At 66.2% G+C, this 12,665-nt stretch carries 10 protein-coding genes and 1 tRNA gene; 2 read left to right on the top strand and 9 right to left on the bottom strand.

The annotated features are described in order from the left end of the window. Positions 1–66: 66 nt before the first annotated feature. A tRNA-Ile gene (locus KHO22_RS18725) sits at positions 67–145 on the bottom strand. A 10-nt stretch (positions 146–155) separates the two neighbouring features. Next, positions 156–2,426, bottom strand: coding sequence for an RNA polymerase sigma factor RpoD (gene rpoD, locus KHO22_RS18730; protein ID WP_211948663.1), 2,271 nt, complete (start codon positions 2,424–2,426; stop codon positions 156–158). Here rpoD and KHO22_RS18735 point away from each other — a divergent pair. Further along, positions 2,416–2,811, top strand: a complete 396-nt coding sequence (locus KHO22_RS18735) for a hypothetical protein (protein ID WP_230426924.1) — start codon at positions 2,416–2,418, stop codon at positions 2,809–2,811. The two genes, rpoD and KHO22_RS18735, sit on opposite strands and share 11 nt — an antisense overlap. Before the next feature lie 96 nt (positions 2,812–2,907). Here KHO22_RS18735 and dnaG read toward each other — a convergent pair whose 3' ends face one another. The 3 genes from dnaG to KHO22_RS18750 all read right to left on the bottom strand — a co-directional run bounded on the left by dnaG (position 2,908) and on the right by KHO22_RS18750 (position 6,851). Then, entirely contained in the window at positions 2,908–4,722 is a 1,815-nt protein-coding gene (gene dnaG, locus KHO22_RS18740) for a DNA primase (protein ID WP_211948664.1), read from the bottom strand. 193 nt (positions 4,723–4,915) lie between these two features. Continuing rightward, entirely contained in the window at positions 4,916–5,362 is a 447-nt protein-coding gene (locus KHO22_RS18745) for a GatB/YqeY domain-containing protein (protein WP_211948665.1), read from the bottom strand. A gap of 238 nt (positions 5,363–5,600) precedes the next feature. Next, positions 5,601–6,851 carry a BaiN/RdsA family NAD(P)/FAD-dependent oxidoreductase gene (locus tag KHO22_RS18750; RefSeq protein ID WP_211948666.1) on the bottom strand — a complete coding sequence of 417 codons (1,251 nt, stop codon included), beginning with the start codon at positions 6,849–6,851 and terminating at the stop codon, positions 5,601–5,603. A gap of 164 nt (positions 6,852–7,015) precedes the next feature. Between KHO22_RS18750 and tsaD the strand changes: the two genes are divergently transcribed. After that, a complete protein-coding gene (gene tsaD / locus KHO22_RS18755) occupies positions 7,016–8,086 on the top strand; it encodes a tRNA (adenosine(37)-N6)-threonylcarbamoyltransferase complex transferase subunit TsaD (RefSeq protein ID WP_211948667.1) in 1,071 nt (356 codons plus the stop codon). 82 nt (positions 8,087–8,168) lie between these two features. Here the strand turns inward: tsaD and folE2 are convergent, their stop codons facing one another. The 4 genes from folE2 to KHO22_RS18775 all read right to left on the bottom strand — a co-directional run bounded on the left by folE2 (position 8,169) and on the right by KHO22_RS18775 (position 12,349). Then, positions 8,169–8,981 carry a GTP cyclohydrolase FolE2 gene (gene folE2 / locus KHO22_RS18760; RefSeq protein WP_211948668.1) on the bottom strand — a complete coding sequence of 271 codons (813 nt, stop codon included), beginning with the start codon at positions 8,979–8,981 and terminating at the stop codon, positions 8,169–8,171. A 233-nt stretch (positions 8,982–9,214) separates the two neighbouring features. Further along, positions 9,215–11,131, bottom strand: a complete 1,917-nt coding sequence (dxs, locus tag KHO22_RS18765) for a 1-deoxy-D-xylulose-5-phosphate synthase (RefSeq protein ID WP_211948669.1) — start codon at positions 11,129–11,131, stop codon at positions 9,215–9,217. Between the two features lie 43 nt (positions 11,132–11,174). After that, positions 11,175–12,059 (bottom strand): polyprenyl synthetase family protein, encoded by an 885-nt coding sequence (locus KHO22_RS18770; protein WP_211948670.1) that lies wholly within the window; start codon positions 12,057–12,059, stop codon positions 11,175–11,177. Beyond that, positions 12,056–12,349 carry an exodeoxyribonuclease VII small subunit gene (locus KHO22_RS18775; RefSeq protein ID WP_211948671.1) on the bottom strand — a complete coding sequence of 98 codons (294 nt, stop codon included), beginning with the start codon at positions 12,347–12,349 and terminating at the stop codon, positions 12,056–12,058. The genes KHO22_RS18770 and KHO22_RS18775 overlap by 4 nt, the downstream gene beginning before the upstream one ends. Between the last annotated feature and the right edge of the window lie 316 nt (positions 12,350–12,665).

Below are 12,665 nucleotides of genomic sequence, written 5' to 3' on the forward strand. Positions count from 1 at the left end.
GCCTGAATGGTGCCAGATATGAACAAGGGGTTACAGGCCGAAGCGCTGTAACCCCTTGATTTTTTATGGTGGGCCTCCCGTGAGTCGAACACGGCACCAACGGATTATGAGTCCGCTGCTCTAACCAGGCATGAGCTAGAGGCCCTTGGAAGCGTTTAGTTGCCTTCCAGGAAACTCTTCAGCTTGTCCGAGCGGCTCGGGTGGCGCAGCTTGCGCAGTGCCTTGGCTTCGATCTGGCGGATCCGTTCACGCGTGACGTCGAACTGCTTGCCGACCTCTTCCAGCGTGTGGTCGGTGCTCATTTCAATGCCGAAGCGCATGCGCAGCACCTTGGCTTCGCGCGGCGTGAGCGAGTCCAGCACGTCCTTGACGACGCCGCGCATGGAGCCGTGCAGTGCCGCTTCGGCCGGAGCCAGCGTGTTGGTGTCCTCGATGAAGTCGCCCAGATGGGAGTCGTCGTCGTCACCGATCGGCGTTTCCATGGAGATCGGCTCCTTGGCGATCTTCATGATCTTGCGGATCTTGTCTTCCGGCATCTCCATCTTCTCGGCCAGCGTTGCCGGATCCGGCTCATTGCCGGTTTCCTGCAGGATCTGGCGCGAGATGCGGTTCATCTTGTTGATCGTCTCGATCATGTGCACCGGGATGCGGATGGTGCGCGCCTGGTCGGCGATCGAGCGCGTGATGGCCTGGCGGATCCACCACGTGGCGTACGTCGAGAACTTGTAGCCGCGGCGGTATTCGAACTTGTCCACGGCCTTCATCAGGCCGATGTTGCCTTCCTGGATCAGGTCGAGGAACTGCAGGCCGCGGTTGGTGTATTTCTTGGCGATCGAGATCACCAGGCGCAGGTTGGCCTCGGTCATCTCGCGCTTGGCTTCGCGCGCGCGCTTCTCGCCCTCGGCCATCTTGCGGTTGACGCCCTTGAGTTCCTTGAGCGGCAGCACCACGCGTGACTGCAGGTCGATCAGCTTCTGCTGCAGCTCGTGCACGGCGGGTACGTTGCGCTCGACGATGGTGCTGTACGGCTTGCCGTCGGCGATGACCGTGTTGATCCACTCAAGGTTGGTCTCGTTGCCCGGGAAGCGGGCGACGAAATCCGCGCGCGGCATGCCGCACTTGTCCACCACGTTGTTCAGGATGGCGCGTTCCAGCTTGCGCACTTCGTCCACCTGGCCGCGCAGCGTATCGCACAGCCGCTCGACGCTGCGCGCGGTGAAGCGGATGCCCATCAGCTCGGCCTGGATCGCTTCCTGGGCCTTCATGTAGGGCTTCGAGTTGTAGCCGTCCTTCTCGAAGGCGCGGCGCATCTTGTCGAACTGCTCGGCAATGACGCGGAATTTCTCGAGCGCGGACTGCTTCAGCTCTTCCAGCTGGCGCGCCGAAGCGCCGGCGCCGGCAGCGTCGTCGTCTTCGTCTTCCTCGTCGGCGTCCTCTTCTTCATCCGACTCCAGATCCTCTTCGTCCGCCGCCGATGCACCCGCGGCGTCGTGCGCCACGTCGTCGGCGTTCGGGTCGATCAGGCCATCGACGAATTCGTCGATCTTGATCTCGTCGCTGGCGACGCGCTCGGCATTGGCAAGGATCTCCGAGATCGTGACCGGGCAGGCGGAAATGGCCATCACCATGTCCTTCAGGCCCGCCTCGATACGCTTGGCGATCACGATTTCGCCTTCACGCGTGAGCAGCTCCACCGTGCCCATTTCACGCATGTACATGCGCACCGGGTCGGTGGTGCGGCCGAATTCCGAATCCACCGTGGACAGCGCGGCTTCGGCTTCTTCTTCAGCCTCTTCCTCGCTGGTGGCCGACGGCGCGTTGTCGTTCAGCAGCAGCGTTTCGGCGTCCGGCGCCTGTTCGTACACGGCGATGCCGATGTCGTTCAGGGTGGCGACGAGCGTGTCGATCGTCTCCGAATCGACCATGTCGTCCGGGAGGTGATCGTTGATTTCCGCGTAGGTGAGATAGCCGCGCGACTTGCCGAGCTTGATCAGCGCCTTGAGCTTCTGGCGGCGCAGCTCGAGCTCTTCCTCGGTGCCCTGCTGGGTCGAGGCGAACTCCTTGAGCAGGGCCTTTTCCTTGGCCTTGCGGTCCTTGGCCTTCTGCTTTTCGGACTTCGGTGCCGCGGCAGGTGTCGCAGCGCGGATCTCGCTCTCGTCAAGCTCTTCGGTCACGTGGTCTGTCGTGCTGTCGTCGTGCTGCGTCTCGGCCTTGGGCTTGCGGCCGCGCTTTTTCGGCTCGGGCTTGCTCGCCGGCGCTGCGGGACGCTCGGGTGCAACGGCTGCGGCAGACGCGGCGCGCGCCTTGGGCGCGGGCGCAGCGGCGCCCGCCTTGGCGCCTGCGCTCTTGGCACCGGCTGCTGCCGCCTGTTTGCTCTCGACTTCGGTATTCTGCTGTTTCGCCACGGTGATACTCTTGCCTTTCACTGGTGCAGATACGGCGACCTTGCCGCTGGTACTGGCGCTCTTGCCGCTCTCGCGTGCCGAGGTCGAGGCCTTTGTCGTTTCAGATGTGCGATTCCTGGTGGCAGTGGTCACGGCGGGCGATTCGGCGCCTCGCGCGGACTTTGATGGCGCAGACCGGGCTGGCGTCTTGACTGGCGCGGGCGATGTCTTCGCCGCCGCTGATTTCACAGACGCCTTGCCGCTCCCTGATTGGGGAGCCTTTACGGAAACCTTTTCGGTTGCTTTGGCCTTTGCCATTGGCACGCTCACTTTCACCAGATCTGGAGAGAAAGATTTCGCAATCCAAACCGGCTATTGTAGCACGCCACAGATAGCCAGCTTCCTGTCAGGTATGGGTTTCACCTGAAAAATCAAGGCTTAAGCTCGATACCGCATCGGCTCAGACCCCTACATCTTCGCTGCTGCAACCTCCAAATGCACCATCGGCAGCACGCATCGCGCGCTAGCCATGCCGCCTGCGGCGATGGATTTCGCCGACCAGCCAGCGCATGCGCTGCTTGGCCGCATCGTCGGCGGTGCCCGCGATCACGGCGGCCTGAAGCCTGTCCAGCTCGCGGCTCAGCGGTTCGGCCAGCAGCTTTGTGACGGCGGCGTCGAACTCCTGTGTCGCGGGCTCCTCTTCAATCTCTTCGCGCAGCACCGCGGTGCGTGCTGCTGCATACGCCTCGGCATACGGCGATTGCGCCAGGTGCTCGCTGAATGCCGCGAAATTCACCTGGCCCTCCACCTCGTCGCAGGCGGCCACCAGATGCGCCAGCACCTCGGCCTCCCCGCCCTCCGAGCCGAGCAGCAGTGCGCGGCTGTCCTCGTCAAGCCGCGCCGACAGTGCCGGATAGCACATCAGCAACTGCAGCACGCGTTGCTCCAGCCCGGTCGGCGCCTGGCGCCGGGCGCGCGGCCGCGGCTGGGCGAAGCGGCCGGCGCGGGCGGGGTCGCTGCGCAGGCCGCAGAGCGCCTCGATTTCGGCGGGCGTCGTGCCAGTAGCATCGGCAAGTCCGCGGATGATCTGTAGCCGCAGGCCGCCGGCCGGCATGGCCTGCAGCAGCGGCTTGGCCTCATACTGCGCCCGGGCGCGGCCTTCGGGCTGGCGCATGTCCAGCTCTTCCGTCACCGATTGCAGCAGGAAGCGCGACAATGGCATGGCATCGCGCACTTGTGCGGCAAACGCCTCGGTACCCTCTTCGCGCACATAGCTGTCCGGGTCGTGCTCAGCCGGCAGGAACAGGAAGCGAATGGCCTTGTTGTCCGCGACATGCGGCAGGCAGGCTTCCAGCGCCCGGCGCGCGGCACGGCGGCCGGCCGCGTCCCCGTCGAACGAGAACACCACCGAATCCGTCTGCCGCAGCAGCTTCTGCACGTGCACGGGAGTACACGCCGTGCCCAGCGTCGCCACGGCATTGGCGAACCCGAGCTGCGCCAGCGCCACCACGTCCATATACCCTTCGACCACGAGGACGTAGCCGGTTTCCCGGATCGCATGACGCGCCTCGAACAGCCCGTACAGCTCCGTGCCCTTGCTGAACAGCGGCGTCTCGGGCGAGTTGAGGTATTTGGGCTCGCCCTGCCCCATGACGCGCCCGCCGAAGCCGATCACGGCGCCCTTGGTGTTGCGGATGGGGAACATGATGCGATCGCGGAACCGGTCATAGCGGCGCGGCTTGCCGTCCGCATCGCGCTTTTCGCTGCTCTCGATCAGCAGGCCGGCTTCCACGAGCGGGGCCGCGATCCCGTCGTCGCGGTAGCTGCCAAAGACGGCTTCGAGGCCCTGCCAGTCATCCGGCGCGTAACCAAGGCCGAAACTGGCCGCGATCTCGCCGGTCAGGCCGCGCCCTTTCAGGTACTGGATGGCTTGCGGTGCGCCGCGCAACTGGCGGCGGTAGAAATCGGTGGCGCGCGTCATGGCATCCGACAGGGCCACCGAGCGCGCCTGCTGCTCCGCGCGCTGCCCCGGGGGCAGGCGGTCGCGCTCCTCGGGCACGGTCATGCCGACCGACTGGGAAAGTTCACGCACCGCTTCCGGATAGGACTGCCCGGAATACTCCATCAGGAAGCCGATCGCCGATCCGTGCGCGCCACAGCCGAAGCAGTGATAGAACTGCTTGGTCGGCGATACCGTGAAAGACGGCGACTTCTCGTTATGGAAGGGGCACAGCCCCATGAAATTGGCGCCGCCCTTCTTCAGCTGCACATACTTGCCCACCACATCGACAATGTCGACACGGTTGAGCAGGTCCTGAATGAAGGATTGCGGAATCACCCGACTGACCGTCCTGATGGCATGGCCGTCCCGTGGCCGGGCAGCCGCTTTTTAAGAATGCGTGACCGGAAATGCTCCCGGCTGCTATCGAATAATTGTAGTGTAGGCACGACACCACGCCCGCACTATCTGCATCGCCGGCCAATCCCATCCATCTACCGGCGATTTTCACGCAACTGAGTTAAACGCGCACTTACCTGGTAAGTGCCGCCTTGACCAACGCGGAAACGGCGGTCATGTCGGCACGGCCGGCCAGCTTCGCCTTGAGAACGCCCATGACCTTGCCCATGTCCTGCGGACCGACGGCGCCGGTATCCGCGACGGCTTGCTGGACTTCGGCGGCGACTTCGGCGTCGGACAGCGCGGCGGGCATATAGACCTTGAGCACCTCGACCTCAGCCTGCTCCTTCTGCACCAGGTCGTCACGGCCTGCCTGCTGGAACTGGGTGATCGAGTCCTTGCGCTGCTTGAGCATCTTGTCCACGACCGCCAGCACAGCGGTGTCGTCCAGCTCGATGCGCTCGTCGACTTCACGCTGCTTGATCGCCGCCAGCAGCAGGCGGATGGTGCCGAGGCGCTCGGTTTCGCGGGCGCGCATGGCGGCCTTCATGTCGTCGCTGATTCGGGCTTTGAGGGACATCGTGATCTTCCGGAAACGGGTTGGCGGGCGGCGGCCGCAAGCCAGAAACGCAAAAACCCGCCGCGGCCTGGCCACAGCGGGCCTGCGCGCAAAGGCGGGCGCCGTCAGTACACTTATTCGGCAGCACCTGGCTACGGTACCGATGCGCTTTTCGTAGAGCCAGTCATGCAGAGTTGTCGATTGTAGCACCATGCCTCAGTGCGGCAGGACGCCCGGCGCCGTGCCTCCGACGTCGCATTCAAGCCATGGCGCGGCCGTGGCGTGCCGTCTCGGCCAGTGCCTGTCCGGCCGCGACGGCGGAAGCCCAGGCCCACTGGAAGTTGTAGCCCCCCAGCCAGCCGGTCACGTCGACCACTTCACCAATGAAATAGAGCCCCGGGACCTCGCGCGCCATCATGGTTGCGGAAGACAGTCCGCGCGTGTCCACCCCGCCCAGCGTCACTTCGGCCTTGCGATACCCTTCGGTGCCGGACGGCACCAGGCGCCAGTCGTTCAGCGCCGCCCCAAGGCGCCGCAGCGCCTTGTCGGCAATGTCATGAAGCGGCAGGCTGCCGTCCACGCCGGCGGCCGTGCACCATGCGTCCGCCAGCCGCGCCGGCAGGCGCTGCGCCAGCAGGTTGCCCAGGTGCTTGCGGCTGCCCGCCTTCTGCTCCAGCAGCCAGCCGGCGGCATCCTCGCCGTCGAACAGGTCAATCTCGATGGGCGCACCCGGCTGCCAGAAACTCGAGATCTGGAGCACCGCCGGACCGGACAGGCCGCGGTGCGTCCACAGCAGGTCTTCGCGGAACGCGCCGGCGGTCTTGCCGGAGCCGGTGGAGATATCGACTTCGAGCGACACCCCCGCCAGCGGCACAAACGGCTGCCAGGCCTGCCCGTCGAAGGTCAGCGGAACCAGGGCCGGCCGGGTTTCCAAGACCTTCAGGCCGAACTGGCGGGCAATGCGGTAGCCGAAGTCCGTGGCGCCGATCTTGGGGATCGACAGGCCGCCGGTAGCCACCACGATCGCGCCCGCGCGCACGGTGCCCTGCGAGGTCAGCAGCAGGTAATCGTCACCCTCGCGGCGGATCTCGACGATGCTGCAGCCGGTCTGCCAGCGCACGTGGCCGGCATCGCACTCGGCGCGCAGCATGGCAATGACGTCTTCGGCGCTGTCATTGCAGAACAGCTGGCCGCGATGCTTCTCGTGCCAGTCGATGCGGTGGCGCCGCATCAGGTCCAGGAAGTGCTGCGGCGTGTAGCGCGCCAGCGCCGAGCGGCAGAAGTGGGGATTGGCCGACAGGTAATTGGCCGGTCCCGCCTGCAGGTTGGTGAAATTGCAGCGCCCGCCGCCGGAAATGCGGATCTTCTCGGCCAGCCGCGTGGCGTGGTCGATCAGCACGACGCGCGCGCCGCCCTGGCCCGCCACGGCGGCACACATCATGCCGGCCGCGCCAGCGCCCAGCACCGCCACGTCATACCGGCCCGCCTGCAAGCCCGCCGAACCGCTCATCCCAATCCTCGCCAATCCAGACCCTGCCACGCAGGAAAGCGCAGATTGTAGCGAAAAGCAGCCCGGCCGCCGCTGTGCTACCCTCCTAGGCTTCACGCAACCCGTTGTTTTGACGGCTGTTTCCACCGGATCCCGACCGGATCGGAGCGCCGCACCGTTCCCTCATGCTTGTCCTCGGCATCGAATCCTCCTGCGACGAAACCGGCCTCGCGCTCTACGACACGGAAGCCGGCCTGCTCGCCCACGCCCTGCATTCACAGATCGCCATGCACCGCGACTACGGCGGCGTGGTCCCCGAACTGGCTTCGCGCGACCATATCCGCCGCGTATTGCCGCTGCTGCAGCAGGTGCTGGACGATGCCGGCCGCGCCCGCGCCGACATCGATGCCATCGCCTTCACCCAAGGCCCGGGACTGGCCGGCGCGCTGCTGGTCGGCGCCTCGGTCGCCAATGCGCTGGGCTTCGCGCTGAACGTGCCGATGATCGGCGTGCATCATCTCGAAGGCCACCTGCTGTCGCCGCTGCTCACGCGCGAGCCGCCGCCGTTCCCGTTCGTGGCGCTGCTGGTTTCCGGCGGCCACACCCAGCTGATGGAAGTGAAGGGCATCGGCGACTATGCCCTGCTCGGCGAGACCCTCGACGACGCCGCCGGCGAAGCGTTCGACAAGACCGCCAAGCTGCTCGGCCTCGGCTATCCCGGCGGCCCCGAGGTCTCGCGCCTGGCCGAGTTCGGCACGCCCGGCGCGTTCGAGCTGCCCCGGCCGATGCTGCATTCGGGCAACCTGGATTTTTCGTTTGCCGGCCTCAAGACCGCCGTGCTGACGCAGACGCGCAAGCTCGCCAACACCTGCGAGCAGGACCGCGCCAACCTGGCGCGCGCCTTCGTCGACGCCATCGTCGACGTGCTGGCCGTCAAGTCCATGACCGCCCTCAAGCAGACCGGCCACAAGCGGCTCGTGGTAGCCGGTGGCGTCGGCGCCAACCGCCAGCTGCGCGAACGCCTGAACCAGCTTGGCAAGCAGCGCAGGATCGAGGTCTATTACCCGGACCTGGCCTTCTGCACCGACAACGGCGCGATGATCGCCTTCGCCGGCGCCATGCGCCTGCAGGCCGCGCCGCAGCTCGCGCAGCACAGCTACGGCTATGGCGTGACGCCGCGCTGGGATCTGTCGGATATCCGGCTGCCTTCTGCCGCACCATCTGCCGCACCATCTGCCGCACCATCGGCCGCCTGAACGCCGCCTGAACGGTTCCCCCGCGCAGAAAAGCAGAAAGGCCACCTTCGCGGTGGCCTTTCTTGTTTGCGCGGAGACGGGCTTACGCCGTCGGCTCCAGCCGCTTGTCGCGTTCGATTACCGCGTAGGCACTATGGTTGTGGATCGACTCGAAGTTTTCGGCTTCGAGCACATAGGCCACGATGCGCTCGTCGGCATTGAGCCGCATGGCGATGTCGCGCACCAGGTCTTCCACGAACTTCGGGTTTTCGTAGGCGCGCTCGGTCACGAATTTCTCGTCGGGCCGCTTGAGCAGGCCCCACAGCTCGCACGAGGCCTCTTCTTCCGCCATGCGCACCAGCGCCTCCACCGGCAGTTCGCCGGCAAGCTCCACGTTCATCGTGATGTGCGAGCGCTGGTTGTGCGCGCCGTATTGCGAGATCTTCTTCGAGCACGGGCACAGGCTCGTCACCGGCACCAGCGCCTTGAGGAACACGCGCGTTGCGCCGTTGCGGATCTCGCCGGTCAGCGTGACCTCGTAGTCCATCAGCGACTCCACGCCCGACACGGGCGCGATCTTGCTGATGAAGTAAGGGAACGTGACTTCGATGCGGCCGGCTTCGGCTTCGAGCTTTTCGAGCATCTTGTCGAGCAGCACACGGAAGCTGGCCAGCTCCAGCGGGGCGCGCTCTTCCTCCAGCAGCGCGACGAAGCGCGACATATGCGTGCCCTTGACCTCGGCGGGCAGGTGCACGTCGAGGTTGAAGGTGCCCACGCTCGGGACCACGCCGGCCGGCGTCTTCAGCGAGATCGGGTAGCGTACGCCCTTGACCCCGACACGCTGGATGGGGATCTGGCGGGTGTCACGGCTCGACTGGACGTCGGGCATCACGAAGGCGGGATTGATGTCATTCATCTACGGTTTCCTCCAGGACCGCACCAGGGGGTGGCGCAAGCCCTTACGGTCGCGGCATTTTCGCAGTCCATCCATGCCGCGCAACGAGTGTGAAACCACGGCGCCGGCAGAACTCATGCCGACCCGCAGCTGCGAACACAAAAACGGGGAGTTTAAGGGAATTCACACGGAGCCGCCGGAAGCGGCTCCGTACCCTTACAGATCGTACGGGTGATCAGCGGACCCGTGCCGTGTCAGGCCACGCGCGAAGCGATCGCGACGGGCGCCTGGCCAATGCCGAAGCGTTCGCGCACGGAACGCTCGATGCCGGCGGCGTCGAGCCCGCACTGCGACAGCAGCAGGGCCGGGTCGCCATGGTCGATGAAGCGGTCGGGCAGGCCCAGCACCAGCACCGGGATGTCGAGGCCGGCTTCGGCCAGCGCCTCGAGCACGGCGCTGCCAGCGCCGCCCATGACGCTGCCCTCTTCCACCGTCACCAGATAGTCGTGCTCGCTGGCCAGGCGCTTGACCAGTTCGACGTCCAGCGGCTTGACGAAGCGCATGTCGGCCACCGATGCGTCCAGCGCCTGCGCGGCGCCAAGCGCCGGGTGCACCATGGAGCCGAAGCCCAGCAGCGCCACGCGCTGGCCGGCGCGCGCACCGCCGCTGCGGCGCATCACGCCCTTGCCGACCGGCACGTCCTTGAGCGCGGCCTCGGTGGCCACGCCCTGGCCGGCGCCGCGCGGGTAGCGCACGGCGGTCGGGCAATCCTGGTGGAACGCGGTCGTCAGCAACTGACGGCACTCGTTCTCGTCGGACGGCGTCATCACCATCATGTTGGGGATGCAGCGCAGGTAGGGGATGTCGTAGGCACCGGCGTGCGTGGCACCGTCGGCGCCCACGAGGCCCGCACGGTCCAGCGCGAACACCACCGGCAGGTTCTGCAGCGCCACGTCGTGGATCAGCTGGTCATAGCCGCGCTGCAGGAAGGTCGAGTAGATCGCCACGACCGGCTTCAGGCCTTCGCAAGCCATGCCGCCCGCGAACGTCACCGCGTGCTGTTCGGCGATGCCGACGTCGTAGTAGCGCTCCGGGAAGCGCTTCTCGAACTCGACCATGCCCGAGCCCTCGCGCATCGCCGGCGTAATGCCGACCAGGCGCTTGTCGGCGGCGGCCATGTCGCACAGCCATTCGCCGAAGACCTGCGTATAGGTCTTGCGCGCCGGCTTGGCGGCCGGGCGGATGCCTTCGGCCGGGTTGAACTTGCCCGGGCCATGATAGAGGATCGGATCGGCCTCGGCCAGTTTGTAGCCCTGGCCCTTCTTGGTCACCACGTGCAGGAACATCGGGCCCGCGCCCTCGAGTGCGCGCTTGCGGATGTTCTGCAGCGTCGGCACGAGCGAATCGAGATCATGGCCGTCGATCGGCCCGATGTAGTTGAAGCCGAACTCTTCGAACAGCGTCGCCGGCACCATCATGCCCTTGGCGTGTTCCTCGAAACGCTTGGCGAATTCCAGCACCGGCGGCGCCACCGACAGCACCTTCTCGATGCCCTTCTTGGTGGCCGCATAGAACTGGCCGCTCAGCAGCCGCGCCAGGTGCTTGTTGAGCGCGCCCACCGGCGGCGAGATCGACATGTCGTTGTCGTTCAGCACCACCAGCAGCGGCAGGTCCTTGTAGACGCCGGCATTGTTCAAGGCCTCGAAGGCCATGCCCGCGGTCATCGCCCCGTCGCCGATCACGGCGATCGACACACGCTTCTCGCCGAGCGTGCGCGCGCCCAGCGCCATGCCCAGCGCGGCCGAGATCGAGGTCGACGAATGCGCCGTGCCGAAGGTGTCGTACTCGCTTTCGCTGCGGCGCGGGAAGCCCGAGATGCCGCCGAACTGGCGCAGCGTGTTCATGCGGTCGCGCCGGCCGGTCAGAATCTTGTGCGGATAGCTCTGGTGGCCCACGTCCCAGACCACGCGGTCGTCGGGCGTATGGAAGACGTAGTGCAGCGCGATGGTCAGTTCCACCGTGCCGAGGTTCGACGAGAGGTGGCCGCCAGTCTGCGAGACCGACTCCAGCACATAGGCGCGAAGTTCATCGGCCAGTGTCCGCAATTCGCGCCGGTCGAGCTTGCGCAGGTCTGCGGGGGCGTCAATCTTTTTGAGCAGTGCGTAGGTCATGATGTCCGTTCGGCCGCCGGTTTCTGCTGTCCGGCTTGTCAGTTCAATGTGTGCGCAGCACGATCAGGTCAGCCAGATCGGCCAGGCGAGTCGCCCGCGCGCCGAATCCGGCCAAGGCGTCGTGCGCCGACTGGCGCAGTTCAGCCGCCAGCGCGCGCGCCGCTTCCAGCCCCATCAGCGAGACATAGGTCGGCTTGTCGTGCGCGGCGTCCTTGCCCGCGGTCTTGCCCAGCGTGGCGGTATCGGCGGTGACGTCCAGAATATCGTCTACCACCTGGAACGCCAATCCCACAGCCGCGGCGTACCGGTCCAGCGCCGCCAGGCCCTGCGCGTCGATTTCACCACACAGCGCGCCCATGCGCACGCTGGCGCGCAGCAGCGCACCGGTCTTCATGCGGTGCATCGCTTCCAGCGCCTCCCGCGACATGGCCTTGCCGACGTTCTGCAAGTCGATGGCCTGCCCGCCGGCCATGCCGACCGAGCCCGACGCCACGGCCAGTTCGGCCACCAGCTTCAGCCGCGCCTCGGGCGGTACCGCCTGCGCCCGGGCCAGCACGATGAAGGCCTGGGTCTGCAGCGCGTCGCCCACCAGCAGCGCGGTGGCCTCGTCATAGGCCTTGTGCACGGTCGGTCGCCCGCGGCGCAGGTCGTCGTCGTCCATGCAGGGCATGTCGTCGTGCACCAGCGAATAGGCGTGGATCATTTCCACCGCGCAGGCCGCGGCATCGCAGGCCTCGGCACTCGCACCCGTCACGTCGCCGGCGGCATGCACCAGCAGCGGCCGCACGCGCTTGCCTCCGCCGAGCACAGCATAGCGCATGGCCTCGTGCAGTGTATGCGGCACGGTGTCGGGATTTGGCAACGCCTGGTCCAGCGCGGTCTCGGTCCGGGCGCCCTGCACCCGCATCCAGCTTGCGAAATCGTTCATTCCTGCTCCAGGCCGTTGGCGTTTCCGGCGTCAGCTGCCATGGGTTTCAGCACGTCGCCTTCCAGCACCCTGACCTGCTGCTCCACGCGTTCGAGCTTCTGCTGGCAATAGCGGACCAGTTCGGCGCCGCGGCGATAGGCCGCCAGCGAGGCTTCCAGCGGCAGCTCGCCGCTTTCCATGCTGGCCACCAGCGTTTCCAGTTCGGCCATCGCCGCTTCATACGACGCGGGCGGCGCGGAGCCTGCCGCAGTGTCTTCGGTCTGGACCGGATCGGTCGTGGTTCTTGGCATGTCAGGCCCTGGATCAGTGGGAAGCCCGGATTTTACGCCAAAGCTGGCTCCCGCCCCACTCCGGTGCCAGGCGAATCCGTCACCCGGACCTGCACTTTTTCCCGAATGTGACTTGTGCGCTCGGGTCGTCTTTCCGAATGCGCCCGGTACGGCACCCAGAAGACGACCCGGGTCGACTTTTTCGCTAAAAAGGCAGAAAAATCAGGCCCTTAACTTTTTGGGGTAGGGTACAATCCCCGGCTCGTCGCCGCTGTCCGCGATGGCCCTGCCAGGCCCGCAAAGCGGTCGACAAGTGTTTCCCAAATCGATTCATTTT

This window comes from Cupriavidus yeoncheonensis, from assembly GCF_905397275.1.
Classification (GTDB): domain Bacteria; phylum Pseudomonadota; class Gammaproteobacteria; order Burkholderiales; family Burkholderiaceae; genus Cupriavidus; species Cupriavidus yeoncheonensis.